Source organism: Streptomyces sp. CB01635 (assembly GCF_002803065.1).
Lineage (GTDB): Bacteria > Actinomycetota > Actinomycetes > Streptomycetales > Streptomycetaceae > Streptomyces.
The window spans coordinates 321,177-343,018 of sequence record NZ_NNBL01000005.1 but is presented as its reverse complement, the minus strand read 5'-3'; the positions used below and the strand labels follow the sequence as shown (position 1 = coordinate 343,018).

Below are 21,842 nucleotides of genomic sequence, written 5' to 3'. Positions count from 1 at the left end.
CGGAGGAAAATTCTGTGGTTGAGAACAAGAAGACGTGGCGGGCATCGGGCGCCCTCATAGCGGCCGCCACGGCAGGTGCGTTCGGCGTGGGGCTCTTCGCGAGCCCGGCGCAGGCGCACACCCCCGTGTGGGAGGTGACCTGCTCCCAGGTCAGCCTCGACCTGACCAACTACGGGTCGCGGTCCGACAACACGGTGACGGTCACGGTGGACGGAAAGGACCTGCTGCCCACCGAGAAGTTCCAGAACGACTTCCACAAGAAGCTGGACCTGCCCGAGCACAGCAAGGAACTCACGGTCCGCCTGGTCGTGAAGGCCAGCGACGGTGACCAGTACTCGCGCGACGAGCAGAAGACGGCTCCGGTGTGCGAGGGCAGCACGCCCAAGCCGTCGGACACGCCGAAGCCGACGCCGACGCCGACGAAGCCCGCCGACTCGGCGACTCCGACGCCGAGCGACAAGCCCAGCACGGCGACGAGCTCCGCTGCCGCGGTGCCCTCGTCCAAGCCGAGCTCCGACTCGGGTGACCTCGCCGAGACGGGCTCGTCCAGCGCCACGCCGCTCATCGCCGGGGCAGCCGCCGTGGTGATCGTCGCGGGTGGCGGCCTCGTGTGGGCGACGCGCAAGCGCCGCAGCGCCGCTCAGGGCTGAGAAGATGTGCGGGGGCGGGCCGATCCTGGTCCGCCCCCGCACGCATGTCCGAGCACGGAGGTGAGGTGGCCATGACGGCCGTCGGCGAGGGGCGCGCCCCGGAGGACCGGAGCGCTCTGGTCATCACCCTGCCCATGGCGAACCCGCTGCTCGAAGCGGCGGCGGAGGTCAACCCCGCGCTGGTGAGAAAGGGCCTGCCCGCCCATGTCTCGCTGCTCTACCCGTTCCTGCCCGCGGCGGAGCTGACGGCGGACGTCGACGCCGGGGTACGCGACCTCGCGGCATCGCTGCCGGCGGTCGAGACGGATCTCAAGGACTTCGTGGTGGCGCCGCGCTTCGTCGCCGTGCCCGTGCCCGCGCTGCAGGCCGTGGCTGATGCGTTCTGCGCACGCTGGCCGCACATCGCGCCGTACGGCGGCCGGTTCGGGGAGCGTCCCGAGCCGCATGTCACGCTGGCGACGGGGGCCACGGACGAGGAGGCGGAGCTCGTGCGGGACCGGGTGCGGCCGCTGCTTCCGCTGCGCGTGGCGGCCTGGCGGGTCGATCTGGTGGTCCGTACCGACCGGGACTGGCGGCTGCGCCTCACGGCGCCGTTCGCCGCCAGCCCCTGAACGACTACTGCTGGTACGGGTTCTGGCCGAGCGGCTGGCCCGGCTGCTGCTGGCCCTGGGCCGGGTGACCGGCGGGCGCGGCGGCCTGCGCGAGCAGCGCCTCCGCCTGCTCCTTGGCGAGGTGGTGCTCGATCCCGCAGAACGTGCACTGCGAGCGGTACTTGGTCGAGATGGGGAACAGCGGCACGAAGAACAGCGTGAACTTCGTGACGTACTTCCGCAGCGCGTGCGCCGCGGGATTCCCGCAATTACCACAGACGAACGTGAGCATCGCGAGCTGGTACAGATATCCCCGCGTACCGAAAATGATCATTGGTGGCCCCTCCCGACCGGCGGCCCGCCGGCACATGAGCGGCGGTATGCCGCCATCGTAAAGGGAGCACGCCGAGGCCGGTCGGGCGCAGTGGTCCTCAGGAGGCGTCGAGGTCCAGGGCCTTCGCCATCGCCTCCATCGCGGCCACCTGGTCCCTGATGGGAACCTCCGCCAGATTGAGGTCACCCCACTGGATCTCGTCCGCACCCAGCTCCACGCACCGCTCACGTTCCTCACGCGCGCCGTCGACCAGTGTGGCCACCGGGTCGGGTGTGTCCTGGGAGACCGCGAGGATCCGGATCACCACGGGACCGGCGCCGCCGGCTTCCCGGTACCAGCCGATCTGGGTACGGGCGGTGTCCCAGTCCTGGGGGAACGCCACGGTGACGAACCCCGCGCCGAGCCGGGCCGCCCGCTCCACCGCAGAACGCGCGCCCGCCCCGATCACCAGGGAGAGCGGGCCGTTCACCGGCTTCGGCCCGACGGTCGACAGCGGGATCCGGTAGAACTTCCCCTCGTACTCCACCGGGTCCGGACCCCAGCAGGCCCGCATCGCGGCGATGTGCTCCTCGAAGCCCGCGCCCCGGCGACCGGCCGGCACCCCGGTGGCCGTGAACTCCTCCGGCAGCCAGCCCTGCCCGATCCCCACGTCGAGCCGCCCGCCGGAGAGCCGGTCGAGGGTGGCGAGCCGCCGGGCCAGGATCAGCGGCGGCTGGAACAGTGCGTTGACGATGCCCGTCGCCAGCCTGATCCGGCTCGTGTGCGCCGCGGCCCAGGTCAGCGTCTCCAGGGGATCCCACACGTACGCCTCGGGCAGCCGCGCCTCGTTGCGCCAGTCGGGTCCGGCCGGGAGCAGCAGCCGCTCGGACAGGGACACGCTGTCGAACCCGAACCGCTCGGCGGCCCGCGCCACTTCGGCGATGGCCTCGGGGCCTGCATACGGTCCGTAGCTCGGCAGGCTGAAGCCGATGCGGGGGATGTCCATCGGGAGCTCTCCTCTGTCGGGGGTGCTGCTCCGTGTATGACCGTGAGCGGCGCCGGAACTCATCGCGTGAACGCGGGAGTGGCGGGACGCGGGACGATCTCGTCCGATTGCATGTTTCGGTGCGGACGATGGATCGCTGGATGTGTTCTTGACAGGAGAGTTTGCCGCAATGAGCATCGTTGTGCTTTCACCAGCCGGTGAAGGTCATCCGAACGATGGAGGGGGTTTTCGAATGTCCGCGATCGTTTCCACGCTCAAGCACACCAAGTACGTCATGGGTTCGCTGGCGGCGGTGCTCTTCACCAACTGTCCCAGCTGACGCGGCGACGGGGCGGGCGGCGACGGCCGCCCGCCCCGTCTCTTTGCTGCGTTTCAGGGGGTCACGGTGCGCGATGTGTCGGAGGCGGGGGAGGAACCATGTTCGACGCGGGGATCCGGCAGTTCCGAATGGCGCTGGCGATGGTGCTCGGCCGCCCCATCGACGTACGGTCCGCCGAGCGGCTGGTCGAGGACGCTCTGGCGACGATCGCCGAGTTCGGCTCGCCGGGAGAGGATGTCGAGCAACTCCTGCGGGGCGCGGCCGCCGATCCGCAACTGCGTGCCGACCTGACGAACAAGGCCCTGCGCCGCACTGCCAGGCGACTGGCCGACAAGTCGCCTTTCTACGCCGAGCACTTCGAGGCCGCGGGCGTCGACCCCGCCACGCTGACCGTCGACACCATGGGCCGCGTCCCCGTCACCACGAAGACGGACCTCGTCAAGCGGCCGCGTGACTTTCTGTGCGGTGAGCCGTTCCTCGCCTCGCGCACCACCGGCACGACGGGCCGTCCCGCCGAGGTCTGGTACTCCCGTTACGAGGAGCGGCTGTGGCCCGCTCTGGTCGCTCTCTCGCAGGTCCTGCGCGGCAATGTACGCACCACGGACCTCATCCAGTTCAACGTCAGCTCCCGCGCCACCGGCACCGCGTACGCGGAGATGCAGGTGGCCCGCATGGCCGGGGCCGCGATCCGCATGGTCGGCCTGGTGCCCCCCGCCGAGACCCTCGACCTCACCGTAGGCACCGACACCCCCGCCCCGACCCTGATGGTCACCTACCCGAGTTATCTGGGCCAGTTGGTCGTCCTCGCGCGTGAACGGGGCCTCGGTCCCGCCGACTTCCGGCTGCGGCGCATCAACGTGGGAAGCGAAGTCCTGTCGCCGGCGCTGGCCTCAGCCGCGGAGGAGACCTTCGGCGCCCCGGTCCACGACGGTTACGGCATGACGGAGGTGACTCCGGTCGCGGGCGCGATCTGCGCGCAGCGGCATCTGCACATCGACGCCGGGATCGGCCTCGTCGAGGTGTGCGACCTGGAGACCGGGGATCCGGCCGAGCCCGGGGCGCTCGGCACCATCGTCGCCACCCCGTTCTTCCCGTACCGGGAGTGCATGCCGCTCTTCCGCTACGACACCCGAGATCTCGTGCGGCGCCTGCCCGACGTGCCCCTCACCTGCGAGATGGCGAACGTCCCGGCCACCTCGCACATTCTCGGCAAGGCGGACCACGTGCTGAGCACCCGCGCCGGGGCCGTGATGCCGCGCGACATCATCGAGGTCCTCGACGCACTGCCGGGCGTCAGGTGGCCGATGCGCTACCGGACCGATGTCACCGACGGCCGGCTACGCCTCGAACTCGCGGCCGCGTGCGCCGGGGACAACACTCCGGCCGACATCGCCGGCCGCCTTGCCGGGGCCGGCATCGACGCGACCGTCGCCCTCACCGACGCCGAGGGACACCAACTGCGGCGGTACCGCTGCGACTTGGTCGAGCACAGCTTCGCCGGGAGGGCCTCGTGAGCGCCGCACAGTCCGTGTTCTTCACCCTCGTCACGCTGGGCATCGCCGTGGGCGTCTCGCTCGCCGGCGTCGCGTACTTCCGGCTCGTCACCCTGCCGCGGCCGGCAGTCGGAGCCTTCAACGGCAACGACATGGTCATCATGATGGGCTTCGTCGTCGCCCTGCCGTTCCTCTACCTGGCCCTGCCCGGTGCGCTCCTGCCGCCCGTCCTCGGTCTCACCCTGGCGGGCGGCCTCGCCGTCGCATACGGCCCCGTGGTCCGAAGCGCCCGGCTCCGGTGGCTCCTCATCGCCGCGCTCCTCGCGGCCGACTGGTTCGCCGCGCGCACCGCCGAACACGATCCGACCCATGCGCTCCCGTACTGGCTGATCAACAGCACCGTCATCATGCTGATGGCGGTCGGCGCCGCCAATCTCAACGCCCAGGGCGGCCTCCGCCTGCGGCACGTCGCCCGGTTCGCGCTCGCCCTCGCCGCGTACGACCTGTTCTTCGCCACGGCCGTGCCCATCACGCAGCGGCTCTTCGACGCCGTGCAGGGCTACGCCTTCGCGCCCTCCGCGGGCCTGCGCGTCGGAGACCTCGGCGCGGTGCTCGGCATGGGTGACCTCCTCGTGTACGCCCTCTACAGCACCGTCGCGTACAAGGCCTACGGGCGGTCCGGTCTCGCCACCGCTCTCGGACTCGTCGCCGTGTTCGGCGCGCTGCTGCCGACCCTCACACCGGTCACGGTCGAGGCGCTCACCGGGCATCTCCCCGAGATCGTGCCCGCGCAGATCTTCTTCGGGCCCGCCGCGTTCGCCGGTCATCTGGTGCTGCGGCGGCGTGGGCCCGAGCGCCGCATGGCGGACGTTCGCCCGCCCGCTCCGGCGCCCGCCTCCGTGGCCGCGTAGACCGTCGGACCTGCACGCCGGCACCCCGTCCTCGACGACGACGACGACGCCCGCCCGGTGCCGATGGGTGCGTCGGGCTGCGTACCTGCCGCCGGGACATGGAACAGATGACTGCCCGAGCCCGAGCCAGGCGCGTAACGTTTATTACATCTAGCCATCGACAACATTGATGTGTAACTTCTGGGACGTCGGCGGAGGTGATTCCGCGCGCTTCGGACGTCCGAGAGGGAACGATGTTGATGTACATCTCTGTGCCCCGCCGCGGGGCGACTGCCGTGCTGGCCTGCACGGCTCTGGCGGTGATCTCCGGCTGCGGCGCCGGCGGCGCCGACGGAGCCCGGCCGGCGTCCCGGGACAAGGTCGCCGGGGTCACGGTCACGCGGGACGCGGCACTGCACGAGGCATTGCCCGAGCGGATCAGGAAGGCGGGCACCGTGCGCGTGGCCACGGACGTCCCCTACCCGCCGTTCGCGATGTTCGTCACCGAGGGGAAGAGCGAGCTGACCGGCCTGGACTACGACCTCGGCCAGGCCCTGGGCGCGAAGCTCGGCGTCAGGTTCGCCTTCACCCCCACCAAGTTCGACGGCATCGTGCCCGCCCTCCAGGCCGGCAAGTTCGACGCCGCGATGTCGGCCCTGACCGACAACAAGGAGCGGCAGAAGGTCGTCGACTTCGTCGACTACTCGCGATCCGGCTCGGGCATCCTGGTGACCGAGGGCAACCCGGCGAAGATCAGCACGCTGGACGACCTCTGCGGCAGGAAGGTCGGTGTCCAGGCGGCGACCAACCAGTACAAGCTGCTCGAGGCCCACCAGGCCGACTGCCGGGCGGCCGGCCGGAAGGCGGCCGACATCCAGACCTTCCCCAAGGACTCGGACGCCCAACTCGCCCTGCGCTCGGGCAAGGTGACGGCCGAGGTCGTCACCAAACCCGCCGCCGGATGGTCCGCCAAGACCGCCGACGGCGGCAAGGCCTTCGACCTGGCCGAGGACCCCAAGGCGCCGGCAGGCTACCGCGCCTCACCCAACGGCATCGCGGTCACCAGACAACTTCCGCAACTGACCGACGCGATCCGGCGGGCGCTCCAGGCCCTGATCGACGACGGCACCCTCACCAAGATCTGCGACAAGTACGGCGTCGCCTCCATCGCCGTGAAGGAAGCCACCAAGAACGCGGCGGTGGACTAGAGATGGCCACCACCACCCCCACGGGCCGGCAACGCACGGGCGAGACCCCCGCACCCGACGCCTTCGAGATCGTCCCCGTCCGCCACTGGGGTCGCTGGATCTCCGCGGTGGCCGCCGTCGTCGCGCTGGCCGGCCTCATCGGCTCGCTGGCCAAGAACGGCAACCTGCACTGGGACGTCGTCGGCCACTACCTGTTCGCCGGGCTCATCTTCGACGGTCTGGCCACCACGTTGTGGCTGACCGTCGCCGCGATGACCCTCGGCCTCGTCCTCGGCACCCTCGTGGCCGTCATGCGGCTCTCCGACGACCCGGTCCTGTACGGCCTCTCGTCGCTGTTCGTCTGGGTCTTCCGCGGCACTCCGCTGCTCGTCCAGATCATCTTCTGGGGATACGCCGGAGCCCTCTACCAGCACGTGATGATCGGTATCCCGTTCAGCGGCGTCACCTTGCTCCAGGCCGACACCAACACCCTGCTCACCCCGGCCGTCGCGGCCCTGCTCGCGCTCGGCCTGAACGAGGCCGCGTACGCCTCCGAGATCGTCCGCGCCGGGATCCGCTCCGTCGACGCGGGGCAGACCGAGGCGGCCCACTCGCTCGGCATGCGCCCGGCGCTCACCATGCGGCGGATCGTGCTGCCCCAGGCGATGCGGGTGATCATCCCGCCGCTGGGCAACGAGACGATCAACATGCTCAAGATGACCGCCCTGGTGTCCGTGATCGCGGCGCACGACCTGATGTCCAACATCCAGGACGTGTACGGGCAGAACTACCAGGTCATCCCCATGCTCGTGGTGGCGTCCCTCTGGTACCTGGCTCTGGTCAGCGTCCTGAGCGTTCCGCAGGCGTGGCTCGAACGCCGCTACGGGCGCGGCACGGCCCGCGGCGCCGCGGTCTCCCCACTGCGACGCCTCTGCGCCGGATCCCTCACCGCCCTACGAAGCCGCACACAGAAGGAGGCGGGCCGTTGAACGCGCCCATGGTGCACGCCGAGGGCGTGCGCAAACACTTCGGGAAGCTCCAGGTCCTCAAAGGCATCGACCTGACGGTCGAACGCGGACAGGTGTGCTGCCTGTTGGGGCCCTCGGGGTCCGGCAAGTCCACGTTCCTGCGGTGCATCAACCATCTGGAGAAGATCGACGGGGGCCGCCTCTCCGTCGACGGCGAACCGGTCGGCCACCGGCCGCAGGGTGCCCGCCTCCATGAATTGCGTGAGCGCGAGGTCGCCGCCCGGCGGCGCGACATCGGCATGGTGTTCCAGCGGTTCAACCTCTTCCCGCACATGACGGCTCTGGAGAACGTCATGGAGGCCCCGGTCAAGGTCGCCGGCGCGGCCAAGGACCAGGCCCGCGACGAGGCGAGGACCCTGCTGGACCAGGTGGGGCTCGCCGACCGGGAGGGCCACTACCCGGCCGAGCTCTCGGGTGGCCAGCAGCAGCGCGTGGCCATAGCCCGCGCCCTCGCCATGAAACCGAAACTGATGCTGTTCGACGAACCGACGTCGGCGCTCGACCCCGAACTCGTCGGCGACGTCCTCGACGTCATGCGCCGACTCGCGGCCGACGGCATGACCATGGTCGTCGTCACGCACGAGATCGGCTTCGCCCGCGAAGTCGGGGACCTGGCCGTCTTCATGGACGAAGGCGTCGTCGTCGAATCCGGTGATCCCCGACGGGTCCTGGCCGCACCGGAGCAGGAGCGCACCCGCGCCTTCCTCTCGAAGGTCCTGTGAGCGCCCCGCCCCGGCAGCAGCCCCTCGACGAGGCGCTGTTGGCCCTGTCCCACGCACACCAGGCGCGGTACTTCGAAGACCTGGCCGAACTCGTCGCGATCGACTCCGGCTCGTACAGCCCCGACGGCGTCAACCGGGTGGCCGACCTGGTCCGGGCCCGCCTCGAGCGTCTGGGCTTCTCAGTGGAACGCGTCCCGCTGCCGCCGGCCCACGGACGCCGTACCGGAGATGTGCTCATCGGGCGCAGACAAGGTCGCCTCGCCGTCGCCGACGGAGGCCGCAGACTCCTGCTCGCAGCGCACATGGACACCGTCTTCGACGACGGGGCCGCTGCCGAACGCCCCTTCTCCCTCAGCGGATCCCTCGCCCACGGACCCGGCGTCAGCGACGACAAGGGAGGCCTGGTCGCAGGACTTGCCGCCCTCGAGATCCTCGCCCGGGCCGGCGTCGAGGACTTCGCGGAACTCGTCTTCCTCGCCACGCCGGACGAGGAGATCGGCTCACCGGCCAGCAGACCGGTCACCCGGCGGGCCGCCGAGGGGGCGCACTACGCCCTCGCCCTCGAATGCGCCCGCGAGAACGGCGACCTGGTCATCGCCCGGAAGGGCGTGGCCGACTTCAGGCTCACCGTCACCGGCCGCGCCGCACACGCGGGCATCGAACCCGAACGCGGAGCGAACGCCGCTCTGGCCGCCGCCCACCTCGTCATCGCGATCCAGGCGCTGAACGGCAGGTGGGAGGGCGTCACCCTCAACGTCGGTGTCGTCCGCGCGGGCAGCCGCTTCAACATCGTCTGCCCCGACGCGGAACTCCTCGTCGAGATCCGCTCGGCCACGGACAGCGGCTTGCGCGAGGCCACCGCCGCCATCCAGGAGGCCGCCGCGCGGCCCGTCGTCCCCGGCACCCGCGCCACCGTCGAGGAACTCGAATCCTGCCCGCCGATGGAGGACACCGATGCCTCCCGCCGGATGCTCCACCGGGCCAGGGACATCGGCGTACGTCTGGGCCTGCACTTCGGGGCCACGGCGACGGGCGGCGTGGGGGACGCCAACACCATCGCCGGCACAGGGGTCCCGACACTGGATGGCCTGGGACCGGTCGGCGGCGCCGACCACACCCCCGAGGAGTGGCTCGACGTCAGTTCGGTCCCGGCCCGGGTCGCCCTGCTCGCCTCTCTCATCGCCGAGCTCGGCGACAGCCGCAGCGACTGACGCTGCCCCAGACGCTCCCGCACCGGTTCGATCGCGCCGTTGCCCGGTGCGGGAGCACCTGTCGTGGCCCCGGATGCGGCGACGGCCGGGACCGTGGCTCCGATGATCGGCATTAGGCTCGGCACGCGGGCCCACGCCCGCCGACGACCGAGAAAGGAACCCGCGATGGCCTCCGGCGCACTCGCCGACGTGATCCGGCGCAAGCTGGGCGACCTCAGCCCGGCCGAGCGCAAGGTCGCCCGCGTCCTCCTGGTCAACTACCCCTCTGCCGGCTTCGAGACCGTCGCCGTCCTCGCCGAGCGGGCGGGTGTCAGCGCCCCGACCGTCATCCGCTTCGTCGGCAGGCTCGGCTACCGTGGCTTCCCCGACTTCCAGAGCGCCCTGCGCGAGGAACTCGACGAACGCAACGCCTCGCCCCTGTCCCTGTACGAATCCGCCGACCGCGCCCGTGCCGACGAGGCGGCGGACGGCGACGCGTCCCTTCTCGGGCAGGGCAGCCGGCTGTTCAGCGCCGCCGTTGCCCAGACCCTCACCGAACTCCCGCCGCACGACCTGGAACACGCCGTCTCGCTCCTGGCCGACGGCAAGCGGCGCATCACCCTGGCAGGCGGCCGCTTCACCCATCTCCTCGCCCAGTACCTCGGGCTGCACCTCATGCAGTTGCGCGGTGACATCCGCCTCCTGCCCGCGGGCGACGTCGAGCGGACCGCGGCGCTCGGCGCGCTCACACGCCGTGACGTCCTGGTCGTCTTCGACTACCGCCGCTACGAGCAGGACAAGGTCACCATGGCCCAACTCGCCCTCGAACAGGGCGCGAAGGTCGTCCTGTTCACCGACAAATGGCTGTCCCCGGTCTCCGCGCACGCCGAGGTCGTACTGCCCAGCCTGGTCACGACACCGTCGCCGTACGACAGCTTCGTGCCCACCCTCGCCGTGATCGAGACCGTCGTCGCCGGAGTCGTCGCGGCGCTCGGCGACGACGCGCCGGCGCGCCTGCGGCACACCGAGGAGATCGCGCGGCGTATCGGTCTGCAGTGACCTGGGGCATCGGCTTGCGGTGACGCGGAGCGTCGACTCGCAGTGCCCTGTCGAGGCATCGGATTGCCATGTACTGTTCAATCGCGCGTGGCTCTCCCTCCTTACGGCCGGTGTTCTACGCGCGCAGACTCGACGCCCGCACCGCCTTCTCCCCACCCCTCACGGAGGTATGACGGATGCTCGGATCCAGAAGTCCCCGCCGCCGCGTCGCCTGCGCAGCCGCTGTCCTCGGGATGCTTCTCGCCGGTGTGACGGCAGGCCAGGCGGCCACCGCCGCCACCCCGGCCGTCGCCGTGACGCCCCACCGCGTGCTCTTCGACAACACCAAGGCCGAGACGGCCGGCAACGCCGACTGGATCATCGGCACCAGCCAGCCCGACCCGCTCGGCCAGGACGCGACCCCCTCCGCCGAGAACGACTGGACGGGCGCGCTCTCCGCATGGGGCGTGGGCCTCCAGAAGTCCGGCGACTACGCGCTCAAGACGCTGCCGTCCGGCAACACCATCACGTACGGGACCTCGTCGGCCCTGGACCTCAAGAACTTCGAGACGTTCGTGCTGCCAGAGCCGAACGTGCTGCTCGGCGCGGCGGAGAAGACCGCCGTCATGAAGTTCGTCCAGAACGGCGGCGGACTCTTCCTCATCTCCGACCACACCGGCGCGGACCGCAACAACGACGGCAACGATGCGGTCGAGGTCATCAACGACCTCATGACCAACAACTCCGTCGACTCCACGGACCCGTTCGGCTTCTCCGTCGACACGCTGAGCATCAGCACCGACAACCCCAAGGCCATCACCTCCACCACCGACCCCGTCATCAACGGGTCGTTCGGCAAGGTCGGCGGCAGCATCATCCGCAGCGGCACCACGGCCACGCTCAAGCCGGGCGACAACTCCGCGGTCAAGGGCCTCGTCTACCGCACCGGATATTCAGGCAACACGGGCGCTTTCTTCGCCACCAGCACGTTCGGCAGCGGTCGCGTCGCGTTCTGGGGTGACAGCTCCCCGATCGACGACGGCACGGGCCAGTCCGGCAACACGCTCTACGACGGCTGGAACGACCCCGCCGGCACGAACGCGCCGCTCGCCCTGAACGCCACCGAGTGGCTCTCCGGAGCCACCGGCGGCAGCGGCGGCGGGGGCACCTGCACCGCCGCCCAGCTCCTCGGCAACCCTGGCTTCGAGTCGGGCAGCACCACCTGGACCGCCTCCAGCGGTGTCATCACCAACGACACCGGCGAACCCGCGCGCACCGGCACCTACAAGGCATGGCTCGGCGGCTACGGCTCCGCCCACACGGACACCTTGTCGCAGGCGGTGAACATCCCGACCGGCTGCACCGCCACCCTCAGTCTCTACCTCCACATCGACACGGCCGAGACCACTACCACTACGGCGTACGACACGCTCAAGGTTCAGGTTCTCAACAGCGGCGGCACCGTCCTTTCGACGCTCGGCACCTACTCCAACCTCAACGAGGCCCCGGGCTACGCGCTCAAGACCTTCAACCTGGGCGCCTACGCGGGGCAGTCGGTGACCGTGAAGCTGACCGGCACGGAAGGGTCCACCCTCCAGACGTCGTTCGTCGTCGACGACACGTCGGTCAGCGTGAGCTGACCGGCCGCAGGTCAACCGCCAACCATCCGTACTGACAAGCGAGTTGCTGTGGCAGACTGCGTGGCCATGACGGCAGAGACATCACCCAGCCCCCGGATAGACACCAGCAAGCCCCACCCCGCCCGTGTCTACGACTATCTTCTCGGCGGCAAGGACAACTACCCCGTCGACGAGGCGGTGGGGGAGCAACTGCCGCCCGAGGCAAGGGACGGGGCGCGCCAGAACCGTGAGTTCATGCACCGCGCCGTCGCGTGGCTGGCGGGCAATGGTGTCGGCCAGTTCCTCGACATCGGTACCGGGATCCCGACCGCGCCGAACCTGCACCAGATCGTCCAGCGGATCCGCCCCGAGTCGCGCGTCGTCTACACGGACAACGACCCCATCGTGCTGCGGCACGCCGAGGCCCTGCTGGTCAGCAGCCCCGAGGGCATGACCGACTACGTCCAGGGCGATGTGCATGCGCCCCGCGATATCCTCGACCACGCCCGCAAGCTGCTCGACTTCGACCGGCCGGTCGCGCTCTCGCTCATCGCGCTCATGCACTTCCTGCCCGGGGACCAGGAGCCGTACGACATCGTCTCCACCCTGGTGGAAGCGCTGCCCTCCGGCAGTTACCTCGTGCTGTCGCATGCGTCGTCCGACATCTTCCCGGAGCTGTCCGCGCAGGTGACGGCCGAGTACGCGAAGGGCGGGATCGAGCTCGGGTTCCGTTCGCGGGACGAGGTCGCCCGCTTCTTCGAGGGGCTCGAACTCGTGGAGCCCGGCCTCGTGACGGCGACGGAGTGGTTCCGGGACACGGACGCCCCGCGCGCGGAGAACGGCGGAATCTACGGCGCGGTGGCGCGCAAGCCGTAGGACGGATCGAGACGGACACCGGTGCAGCGTCCGGCGGGAGTGATCTCCCGGCGGGCGCTGCATTTATTGTTCGCGCATGGCAGCAAATGTGGAGAAAAAAGGGGAGTTGCTCGACACCCAGCGTGAGCGCCTCAAGGAGCGCATCTACGCCGCGATCACGATGCTCGCGGTGGTCGTGGGCCTCGCGCAGAGCCCGCACGCGGAGCACTGGACCGCTGCCGCCTATGTGACGGGCACCGCGGTCGGCCTGTGGCTGGCCACGCTGGTCGCGGACGTGCAGGCGCACCGCGTCGTGCACAAGCGGTTCCCGGGGCGCGCCGAGGCGCGGCACATGCTGTACGTCAGCAGCCCTCTGCTCTCGTCCGCGGCCGGCCCGCTTGCGATGGACGCTCTGTCCGCGGCAGGCGCCCTCGACCTCGACACCGCCCTGTGGATCGCGGCCGGCGCGGGCATCGCGGGCATCGCCGCCTGGGGTTTCGAGGGCGGCCGCCGGATGGGCGGCGGGCTGCTCACCTCCAGCCTGGCGGCCGCGGCCGACGCGGTGATCGGGGCCGGCGTGGTGGGGGTGAAGCTGCTCGCGGGGCACTGACCGCGAGCCCGCGCGGGACGGTCTGCGCGTCGGGCTGCACATCGTCGGCTGCCACCTCGGCGACGCCCAAGTCCTGTGCGCCGCCTCCGCGTTCGAGCGCGTGGCGCCGTGAGTCCACCGGTGGCCGACGGGGCTCGGGGCTCAGTAGGTGTCGGGCGCGTCGAACAGGAGGCGCAGCGCCACCTCCCTGTAGTGGCGCACATGCCGGAGCGCGCACGCGGCCGCCGCCTCGGGGTCTGCCGCGGCGATCGTCTCGTACAGGCGGCGGTGTTCCTCCCATACCGACGTGGGGTCGTCGATCTGATGGAACAGCCAGCGCAGGCGGCCTTCCAGGGGTTCGAGGGTCGCGGCGAGGAGTTCGTTGCCCGCCGTCTCGACGATGTGGTGGTGGAACGCGGTGTTGGCGCGCGACACGCGCTCGGGGCGCCCGGCGAGCGTGGCCTTGCGGGCGCTCTCCAACAGGCGCTGCATTTGCCGGAGCTGAACCTCGTCCGCGTTCTCTGCCGCGCGGCGCGCAGCGAGGACCTCAAGTGCCTCGCGCAGGTCGAAGAGGTTGGCCACGTCCTGGCGCGACAGCTCCTTGACGACGATGCGCCGCGGGGACAGGGCCTGGAGGAACCCCTCGCTCATCAGGATGCGGATGGCCTCGCGCACCGGGATGCGGGAGACGCCGAACTCCTCGGCCACGTCCCGCTCGACGAGGCGGTCGCCCGGCTTGAGTCTGCCGTCGATGATCTGGTCGCGGATCCCCTCGCAGACCTGGTCGCGCAGCCACACCGTCCCGGTCGGGGACGTGGTGTCCCGGGTCTGGCCCTGTGTCATGTGTCCTCCCCGAAAAGTTGCTCTTACGGTATACCAAACGCTTGACGAGGCCCTGGAGTTCCCTTCATTGTTTGGTATGCCATAGCGCGGAAGTTGCACGTCAGCACGTACCCGAAGTCTGCCGAATCGAGGGTCCGCCATGTCGCAGGTCAACCCCGTACACAGCACAGATGAAAGAACCGGGGCCGACGCGGGGCCCGCCCCCGCCGCCCGGCCCACCCGCACCCGCTGGAAAGTGTTCGTCCTTCTCCTGGCCGTCGTGGCGCTCAACTACATCGACCGCGGATCCGTCTCCGTGGCGCTGCCCCTCATCACCGAGGACCTCCACCTCTCCAAGGAGGTCACCGGCTTCGTCCTCAGCGCGTTCTTCTGGACGTACGCGCTCATGCAGATCCCCAGCGGCTGGCTCATCGACCGCTTCGGGCCCCGCTACATGGCCGGTGGCGCCTGCGTCGGATGGGGCGTCGCGACCGGACTCACCGGCGCGGCCACCGGCGTCGGCTCCCTCCTCGGGTTCCGCCTGCTCCTCGGCGCCGTAGAGGCACCGGTCATGCCCGCCGGCGGCAAACTCAACGCCAACTGGCTGCCCGCGAAGGAACGCGGCCGAGGCGCCGTCCTCATGGACGGCGGCGCACCGCTCGGCTCCGCGCTCGGCGGCATCGCCATCTCCGGACTCATCGCCTGGACCGGCAGCTGGCGCATCAGCTTCGTCGTCGCCGGTGTCCTCACCGCGGCCATCGGCTTCTTCGCCCTGTGGTTCCTGCGCGACACCCCGCGCGCCCACCGCGGCGTCAACGCGGCGGAGGCCGACTACATCGACCGCGCCCACGCCGCCGAGGACGCCGCGGCCGGCACCGACCGGCGCGCCCGCCTCCGCGCCTATCTCAAGTACCGCTCGTTCTGGGGCATGTGCCTGGGCTGGATGGGCTTCAACGGCGTCTTCTACGGCATCCTCACCTGGGGCCCGCTCTACCTCTCGGAGACCAAGGGCTTCGACATCAAGACCATCGGCTGGTCCACCCTCGCCATCTTCGGCGCGGGTTTCGTGGGCGAGCTGACCGGCGGCTGGATCTCCGACCGCTGGCAGGCCACCGGCGCCGGAGCCAACCGTGTGATGCGCACGCTGATGGGCATCGCAGGCGCCGCGGTCGTCGCCGGGCTCCTCGGCGTCGTCCTCGTGCCCGACGCCCTCACCGCGGTCGCGCTGCTCTCCGGCGTGCTCTTCTTCCTGCGCTGGGCCGGCCTCTACTGGTCCCTGCCCTCGATCCTCGGCGGCCGGGCCAACGCGGGCGTCGTCGGCGCCGCCATGAACCTCTCCGGCAACATCGCCGGAATCGTCACGCCCATCGCCGTCGGATTCATCGTCGGCGGCACCGGCTCCTACACCTGGGCCCTGCTCTACTTCGTCGCCGCCGGCGTCCTGTTCACCGTCTCGTCCCTCGTCATCGACTACTCAAGGAGGCTCGCCACCCGATGACCAGTCACACGCCACCCCGCCTCGGGATGCTGACCCCGTCGTCCAACACCGCCCTGGAGCCGGAGACCTACGCCCTCCTGCACGGTACGGACGCCGCGACCGCCCACTTCGCGCGCGTCCCGGTCACCCGGATAGCCCTGGACGGGGACAGCGACGCCCAGTTCGACCCCGGCCCGATGCTGGCCGCGGCCCGACAGCTCGCCGACGCCAAGGTCGATGTCATCGCGTGGAACGGCACGTCGGGCTCCTGGCTCGGTGTCGAGCGCGACCGCGCACTCGCCGCCGCGATCACCGCCGAGACCGGCATCCCCGCCACCACCTCCACGCTCGCCCTCCTCGACGCCTGCGCCGCGTACGGCGTCACCCGGCTCGGACTCGCGCTGCCCTACACCCGGGACGTGTGCGAGCGGATCGTCGACACGTACGCGAAGGAGGGGATCACCTGCTCCTTCGCGGAGCCGTTCGGCGAGGACCACAACGAGGCCTTCGCCCGTATCCCCGCCACCGACATCGCCCGGCAGATCGAGCAGGCCGCCGAGGAAGACACGCACGCCGTGGCCGTCCTCTGCACGAACGTGCGCGGCGCCGGAGAGGCCGAACGGCTCGAAGGGGCCCTGCGCATACCGGTGTTGGACTCGGTCACCGTCACCCTCTGGAAGGCCCTCGACCTCGCGGGCGCCGCCCCCCGCCTCACCGGCCACGGCGACCTGCTGCGCTCGGGCAGCCTGCGGGCCCTGATCCAGGACACCTTGAACCGCCTCCTCGCCGAGACCGGCGCCGACCGCACCACGTTCCGCGTCGACCTGCCCGAGCTCGGCCTCCACGTCGACCTCACCGCCGGCGAGGCGCTGCGCCCCGGCGTCCGCCCGATCCGCCGCGACGCGTCGCTCGACCAGCGCAACCTGAACACCGTCGTGTGGCTCGAACAGCACCGGAAGCCGCTGATCCAGCCCCACTTCCACGAGGACCCACACCCGCCGAAGGCCCTCATCGACGTCTACGGGGTGCAGGCCCAGATGCTCGCCCCTGTGGAGACCGGGGGAGCCATGACCGGCTGGATCTCCGTCCACAGCCTGGCCGAACGCGACTGGACGCCCACCGACACCGCCGCCCTCGACGACGCCGTCACCCGTATCCGCACCGCCCTGTGACCTAGGAGCTGCCCCCATGAAGGACATCAAGATCGCCCTCGGAGTCGACGTCGACGCCGTCGCCGGCTGGCTCGGCAGTTACGGCGGCGAGGACTCCCCGAACGACATCCAGCGCGGCGTCTTCGCCGGAGAGATCGGCACCCCGCGCCTGCTCAAGCTGTTCGAACGCCACGGCATCCGCACGTCGTGGTTCATCCCCGGTCACTCGATCGAGACGTTCCCCGAGCAGACCCGCATGATCGTCGAGGCGGGCCACGAGATCGGCGCGCACGGCTACAGCCACGAGAACCCCATCGCGATGTCCCCCCAGCAGGAGGAGGACGTCCTCGCGAAGTCCGTCGAACTGATCGAGCAGTTCACCGGTCGCAGGCCCAGGGGCTACGTCGCCCCCTGGTGGGAGATGTCCGAGTCGACCGCCGCGCTGCTCCACAAGTACGGCTTCTCCTACGACCACTCGCAGAACTACCGCGACTTCACCCCCTTCTACGCCCGCGTCGGCGACTCCTGGACGAAGATCGACTACTCCGGCGAGGCGAAGGACTGGATGAAGCCCCTCATGCACGGCCACGAGGTCGACCTCGTCGAGTTCTGCGGCAACTGGTACGTGGACGACCTCCCGCCCATGATGTTCAACAAGCACTCCCACAACAGCCACGGCTATGTGTCGCCGCGCGCGCTCGAACAGGACTGGAAGGACCAGTTCGACTGGGTCCACCGCGAGCTCGACTACGCGGTCATCCCGGTGACGCTGCACCCGGATGTCTCGGGTCGCCCCCAGGTGCTGCTGATGCTGGAGCGCTTCATCGCCTACGTCTCCGCCCACGAGGGAGTCTCCTTCTGCACCCTGGAGGACGCGGCCGACGACTTCCGCCGCCGCTTCCCGTTCGAGTCCAAGGAGCGGCCCGCCGACATGCGGTGAGTTCCGCGGGGACCGAGAGTCAGAGAGAGGACCGTCGTGCGCACGGCGGTCACACAGAAGACGGACGGTCCCATCGTGGAGGGTGCACCATGACCACGTACGTGTTGATCCCTGGAGCCGGCGGCTCGGCCTGGTACTGGCACGGGGTCGGTGACGAGCTGATGCGCAGGGGGCGGGACGTCGTCTCCGTGGACCTTCCCGGAGACGACACCCGGGCGGGTCTTCCGGAGTACGTGGACAGGGTTGTCGACGCTGTCGGTGACCGGACCGACCTGGTGGTCGTGGGGCAGTCCCTCGGCGGGTTCACCGCGCCGCTGGTGTGCCCGCGCCTGCCCGTGTCGCTCCTCGTACTCGTCAACGGGATGATCCCGCGGCCCGGCGAGACACCGGGGGAGTGGTGGGCCCACACCGGCCAGGAAGAGGCCCGCCGCGCGAACGACGTGCGTGAGGGCCGCGACCCCGACGCGGAGACCGACCTGGAGACGTACTTCCTGCACGACCTGCCGCAGACGCTGATCGACGCGTCGGCGGAGCACAACCAGGACGAGTCCGCGGCGGCCTTCGCGACGCCGTTCACCCTCGACGTGTGGCCGGCGGTGGAGACGCGGGTGGTGACCGGCCGCGACGACCGTTTCTTCCCCGCCGACTTCCAGCGCCGGGTGGCGGAGGACCGACTGGGCATCACGCCCGACGAAGTGCCGGGCGGCCATCTGGCGGCACTGAGTCACCCGATGGAGCTCGCCGACTGCCTTGAGGCCTACGTCAAGGAGAGCGCCTGACGTCCGCCGGGACCCCGGTGGCGTGACGCGCCCTTCCGGATGAGCGCCCGGCCGGCTCATCCGTTGGGCGCAGCGCCGCTCCACCCGCTGGGCGGATCACTCACGGTCATGCTCGCCGTAGCGTCGATGCCATGACGCAGACTCTGTACGGCCGGATCTATCTCACGGCCTACGACACCTCCGCCCACGGCCTCTACGACCGCACGAGGACCGGGTTCCTGATCCGGGCCGCCGTCCTGGCCGAGCTGGCGATCCGGGGGAACCTCGTCGGCTCCGGGGGCGATGTGTCGGTCGCGACGCCGGGACCGACCGGGGACCCGGTCCTCGACCTGACGCTCAGCCATGTCGCGCGCGACCGGCGCGGCTGGAAGTCCTGGATCAGGCACGACCGCAAGGAGACGCTGCACGCGGTCGAGGACCGGCTCGTCGCCGAGGGAGTCCTCGCGGTCGAGGAGAAGAAGTCCTTCGGCCGGTCCCGCCGTGAGGTGACGGTGCGGGACGCCTCCGCGGTCACCTCCCTCCAGGCCACGGCGGCCGGACTTCTGCACGGCGTCGAGCCGGCCGCGCGGATCGCGCCCGCCGACGCCGCGCTGGTGGCCCTGGCCGCCGCCGGCGGCATCCGGTCGGTCGTCTCCCGATCGGATGCCCACGCCCGCAAGGACCGCATCGCGGAATTGACGGCACGGCTCGACGCCGTGGCTCCCGGCCTGGGCAAGGCGGTCGGCGGTCTCGGCATGACGATGGTGGCGGCGCAGGGCGGGATGGGCGGTGGCTGACGGCCCTGACCCGGACGCGCTCCCCGGCGAGCGTCCTACGACTGCGGCGGCTGGTTGATCGAGAGCCGTTCCCCGGCGCGGACGATGTACTTCGCGAGATACGCCGGCCGGCCGCCGTGCTGCGCGGTCTGGGTGAGGATGAGCAGCGGGGCGGAGGGGGGCAGGGACAGCAGGCGTCCGCGCGTGGCGCCCGCGACGCCCGCCGTCATCGCGCACTCACCCGGGCCGAAGACGGGGCCCAGCAGGTCCGTCATCACGGCGAAGAGGGTGCGGCCCGGATCCTGCGGGTCCCGCAGGCGCTCGGCGAGCAGCGGGCTGATGTCGCGCAGGTCGCGCCCGGCTGGGATGTGTTCCTGGACGAGTGCCACCGGCTCGCCGTCGCGCGTGAGCCGGGTCTCCCAGAACCATGTGTTCGCGTCGGGGTCCAGCTTGAGGCCGCCCGCGACGAAGTCCGTCGCGTGCTGGATGGTCGCCTGGAGGTTCTCCACGCCGACGGCCTTGCCCTGGGAGGCGAGCACCTCTTCGAAGGGCCGCAGCCGTTCGAGGCCCGCGCGGGGCAACTCGGGTGCCACGAAACGGCCGACGCCGCGCCGCGTGTGGATGAGCCCGTCCTCCTCCAGGAGCATCAGGGCTTCCCTGACGACCGTACGGCTGACGCCGAGGCGGGCGCCGAGGTCGCTCTCCTTCGGCAGGAGGGAGCCGAGCGGGAAGACCTGCGAGCGGATGCCGGCGGCGAGGCGTGAGTACACCGCCACACGTCGCGGCTGCCCCAGGGGAACCGTCAGGGGCTGATCGAAGAAGTCGCCGAAGTTGTCGACGGTCGCGACCACTGCACCTCACTAGGCCGTGCTGCTGGATTGGGGGACCAGCGTAGCCCCGGAAGTTCGGCTCTGGACGCATGTCGGACCGAGAGGTATAACATCACACATCAATCGCGCGGCGACGCTACGAGACCAAGGTGTCCAACATGGTTAGTCACGGTGTGCAGAACAGAGAGGGCGTCGGCCCCGTGGCCGCGCCCGACGTACCGCCCCTGCGCGGCGCGCAGGTCGCGGGCCTGGTCGCCACCCTGCTGCTCGCCGTGATCTCGTTCCAGCTCAACGCGAGCATGGTCACGCCCGCACTGCCCGACATGGCCGGGCGGCTCGGCGGCAGCGTGGACGACATAGCCCAGGTGTCCTCGCTGTTCTTCCTGGCCGGCGCCATCGGCGGTGTCATCCTCAGCCGGATCAGCGACTTCGTGGGACGGCGCAAGGTCCTCGTCGCGGTGCTCACCGTGACGGCCGTCGGCACCCTGATCTGCTTCCTGGCCCCCAACCTGCCGGTCCTGCTCATCGGCCGGGTCCTCCAGGGCGCGTCGAGCGCCGTCTTCCAGATCGCCTACGTGATCCTCGACGAACGCCTGAGCGCGAAGGTCTTCGGCACCGCGCTCGGCGTCGTCACCGCCATCAACGGCGGCGTCGGCGGAGTCGACGGATTCCTCGGCGGCGCGCTCTCCGACCGCTACGGGTTCCGCGCCATCTTCGCCGTCATCCTGGTCGTCGGGGTCCTCGCGGCCGTGTGCGTCGCGCTGTTCATCCCCAGGGACCGGCCGTCGGTCATCGCGGGCCGCATGGACTGGTGGGGCGCGGGCACGCTGTCCGTCGCGCTGTACTGCGTCACGTACTTCGTCTCGCACGGGTCGTCCGACGGATGGACGAGCCCGAGCACCCTCGGCTACCTCGCGGGGACCCTCGTCTCCGCCCTCGTGTTCGGCCTCGTCGAGCGCGGCCGGGCCACCCCGCTGGTCTCCCTGACCCACCTCAGGTCGCGCCGTATGTGGCCCCTCGTCACGACGACCGTGCTCGTCCTGTCCGGCGTCTTCGCCGTCGTCAACTTCACCGTCGTCGTCATCAGCCAGAACCCCGACACCGGCTTCGGCCTCTCCGCGACCGACTCTGCGCTGCTGTTCCTCACCCCGGCCGCGCTCATCGGCCTCGGGGCCGCGCCGCTGGCCGGGTGGCTCGCGGGCAAGCGGGGCTGGCTCACCACGCTGCGCGCCGGCCTCGTCCTGAGCATCGTGGCCCTCTGCGCAGTCGCGGCCTTCCCGCTCGACAAGTGGCTCGTCCTCGCGGCGGTCGCGTTCCTGGGCATCACGTACAACGGCCTGGTCCTCACGACGCTCAACGGGCTGGGTGTCCTCCTCTCGCCGAAGGACGCGCCCGCTGCGCTCCCGGGTCTGAACGGCGCCGCGTTCGGCATCGGCGCGGGCCTCGGTATCGGCATCGTCGCCCCGTACGCCGCCCGCGCCACGGCAGGCGGCTATGCCACCGCCCTGTGGATCTCGGTCGCCATCACCGTCCTCGCCCTCGGGACCAGCCTCTGCATCGCGGCGCCCCGCACCGACCACGAGTGACACCCCGACCTCC

Annotated in this window: 23 protein-coding genes; 19 read left to right on the top strand and 4 right to left on the bottom strand. The window is 70.6% G+C overall.

Annotation, left to right across the window (positions count from 1 at the left end; genetic code table 11):
• Positions 1-14: 14 nt before the first annotated feature.
• Both CG723_RS18980 and CG723_RS18975 read left to right on the top strand, forming a co-directional pair.
• Positions 15-650, top strand: coding sequence for an LAETG motif-containing sortase-dependent surface protein (locus CG723_RS18980; RefSeq protein ID WP_107489203.1), 636 nt, complete (start codon positions 15-17; stop codon positions 648-650).
• 44 nt (positions 651-694) lie between these two features.
• Positions 695-1,261 carry a 2'-5' RNA ligase family protein gene (locus CG723_RS18975; RefSeq protein WP_234374382.1) on the top strand — a complete coding sequence of 189 codons (567 nt, stop codon included), beginning with the start codon at positions 695-697 and terminating at the stop codon, positions 1,259-1,261.
• A 4-nt stretch (positions 1,262-1,265) separates the two neighbouring features.
• Here the strand turns inward: CG723_RS18975 and CG723_RS18970 are convergent, their stop codons facing one another.
• Both CG723_RS18970 and CG723_RS18965 read right to left on the bottom strand, forming a co-directional pair.
• On the bottom strand, positions 1,266-1,574 hold the full coding sequence (locus CG723_RS18970; RefSeq protein ID WP_100594615.1) for a zinc-ribbon domain-containing protein: 309 nt from the start codon (positions 1,572-1,574) through the stop codon (positions 1,266-1,268).
• 97 nt (positions 1,575-1,671) lie between these two features.
• Entirely contained in the window at positions 1,672-2,559 is an 888-nt protein-coding gene (locus CG723_RS18965) for a TIGR03619 family F420-dependent LLM class oxidoreductase (protein WP_100594614.1), read from the bottom strand.
• 169 nt (positions 2,560-2,728) lie between these two features.
• Between CG723_RS18965 and CG723_RS46260 the strand changes: the two genes are divergently transcribed.
• From CG723_RS46260 to CG723_RS18915, 11 genes are all read left to right on the top strand, one after another.
• Positions 2,729-2,878 (top strand): hypothetical protein, encoded by a 150-nt coding sequence (locus CG723_RS46260; RefSeq protein ID WP_159032486.1) that lies wholly within the window; start codon positions 2,729-2,731, stop codon positions 2,876-2,878.
• A gap of 98 nt (positions 2,879-2,976) precedes the next feature.
• A complete protein-coding gene (locus CG723_RS18960) occupies positions 2,977-4,392 on the top strand; it encodes a phenylacetate--CoA ligase family protein (RefSeq protein WP_100594613.1) in 1,416 nt (471 codons plus the stop codon).
• Positions 4,389-5,282, top strand: a complete 894-nt coding sequence (locus CG723_RS18955) for a hypothetical protein (RefSeq protein WP_100594612.1) — start codon at positions 4,389-4,391, stop codon at positions 5,280-5,282. Before CG723_RS18960 ends, CG723_RS18955 begins: the two co-directional genes overlap by 4 nt.
• 239 nt (positions 5,283-5,521) lie before the next feature.
• A complete protein-coding gene (locus CG723_RS18950; RefSeq protein WP_100594611.1) occupies positions 5,522-6,469 on the top strand; it encodes an ABC transporter substrate-binding protein in 948 nt (315 codons plus the stop codon).
• Positions 6,470-6,471: 2 nt separating this feature from the next.
• The gene (locus tag CG723_RS18945) at positions 6,472-7,437 is read left to right on the top strand and encodes an amino acid ABC transporter permease (RefSeq protein ID WP_100594610.1); all 966 of its coding nucleotides are present in this window, start codon (positions 6,472-6,474) and stop codon (positions 7,435-7,437) included.
• 8 nt (positions 7,438-7,445) lie between these two features.
• Entirely contained in the window at positions 7,446-8,198 is a 753-nt protein-coding gene (locus CG723_RS18940) for an amino acid ABC transporter ATP-binding protein (protein ID WP_100594609.1), read from the top strand.
• Entirely contained in the window at positions 8,195-9,409 is a 1,215-nt protein-coding gene (locus CG723_RS18935) for a M20 family metallopeptidase (RefSeq protein WP_100594608.1), read from the top strand. The genes CG723_RS18940 and CG723_RS18935 overlap by 4 nt, the downstream gene beginning before the upstream one ends.
• Positions 9,410-9,574: 165 nt before the next feature.
• Complete coding sequence (locus tag CG723_RS18930) at positions 9,575-10,447, top strand: MurR/RpiR family transcriptional regulator (protein ID WP_100594607.1); 873 nt, start codon at positions 9,575-9,577, stop codon at positions 10,445-10,447.
• Between the two features lie 176 nt (positions 10,448-10,623).
• Positions 10,624-12,066, top strand: a complete 1,443-nt coding sequence (locus CG723_RS18925; RefSeq protein ID WP_100594606.1) for a hydrolase — start codon at positions 10,624-10,626, stop codon at positions 12,064-12,066.
• Between the two features lie 66 nt (positions 12,067-12,132).
• The gene (locus CG723_RS18920; protein WP_100594605.1) at positions 12,133-12,921 is read left to right on the top strand and encodes an SAM-dependent methyltransferase; all 789 of its coding nucleotides are present in this window, start codon (positions 12,133-12,135) and stop codon (positions 12,919-12,921) included.
• A gap of 76 nt (positions 12,922-12,997) precedes the next feature.
• The gene (locus CG723_RS18915; protein WP_100594604.1) at positions 12,998-13,510 is read left to right on the top strand and encodes a hypothetical protein; all 513 of its coding nucleotides are present in this window, start codon (positions 12,998-13,000) and stop codon (positions 13,508-13,510) included.
• Between the two features lie 141 nt (positions 13,511-13,651).
• On the opposite strand, the gene CG723_RS18910 is transcribed toward CG723_RS18915, so the two are convergent.
• Positions 13,652-14,332: a GntR family transcriptional regulator gene (locus CG723_RS18910; protein ID WP_100594603.1), complete on the bottom strand. Its 681-nt coding sequence runs from the start codon at positions 14,330-14,332 to the stop codon at positions 13,652-13,654.
• 139 nt (positions 14,333-14,471) lie between these two features.
• Here CG723_RS18910 and CG723_RS18905 point away from each other — a divergent pair, with 139 nt between their 5' ends.
• The 5 genes from CG723_RS18905 to CG723_RS18885 all read left to right on the top strand — a co-directional run bounded on the left by CG723_RS18905 (position 14,472) and on the right by CG723_RS18885 (position 19,434).
• Entirely contained in the window at positions 14,472-15,809 is a 1,338-nt protein-coding gene (locus tag CG723_RS18905; RefSeq protein ID WP_100594602.1) for an MFS transporter, read from the top strand.
• Positions 15,806-16,960 (top strand): maleate cis-trans isomerase family protein, encoded by a 1,155-nt coding sequence (locus tag CG723_RS18900; RefSeq protein WP_100594601.1) that lies wholly within the window; start codon positions 15,806-15,808, stop codon positions 16,958-16,960. The genes CG723_RS18905 and CG723_RS18900 overlap by 4 nt, the downstream gene beginning before the upstream one ends.
• Before the next feature lie 16 nt (positions 16,961-16,976).
• Entirely contained in the window at positions 16,977-17,879 is a 903-nt protein-coding gene (locus tag CG723_RS18895) for a polysaccharide deacetylase family protein (protein ID WP_100594600.1), read from the top strand.
• Positions 17,880-17,968: 89 nt separating this feature from the next.
• Positions 17,969-18,658 carry an alpha/beta fold hydrolase gene (locus CG723_RS18890; RefSeq protein ID WP_100594599.1) on the top strand — a complete coding sequence of 230 codons (690 nt, stop codon included), beginning with the start codon at positions 17,969-17,971 and terminating at the stop codon, positions 18,656-18,658.
• A 131-nt stretch (positions 18,659-18,789) separates the two neighbouring features.
• Entirely contained in the window at positions 18,790-19,434 is a 645-nt protein-coding gene (locus tag CG723_RS18885; RefSeq protein WP_100594598.1) for a GOLPH3/VPS74 family protein, read from the top strand.
• A gap of 35 nt (positions 19,435-19,469) precedes the next feature.
• Here the strand turns inward: CG723_RS18885 and CG723_RS18880 are convergent, their stop codons facing one another.
• Positions 19,470-20,264: a GntR family transcriptional regulator gene (locus CG723_RS18880; RefSeq protein ID WP_199841810.1), complete on the bottom strand. Its 795-nt coding sequence runs from the start codon at positions 20,262-20,264 to the stop codon at positions 19,470-19,472.
• Between the two features lie 137 nt (positions 20,265-20,401).
• Between CG723_RS18880 and CG723_RS18875 the strand changes: the two genes are divergently transcribed.
• Entirely contained in the window at positions 20,402-21,829 is a 1,428-nt protein-coding gene (locus CG723_RS18875; protein WP_100594597.1) for an MFS transporter, read from the top strand.
• The last annotated feature ends 13 nt before the right edge of the window (positions 21,830-21,842 follow it).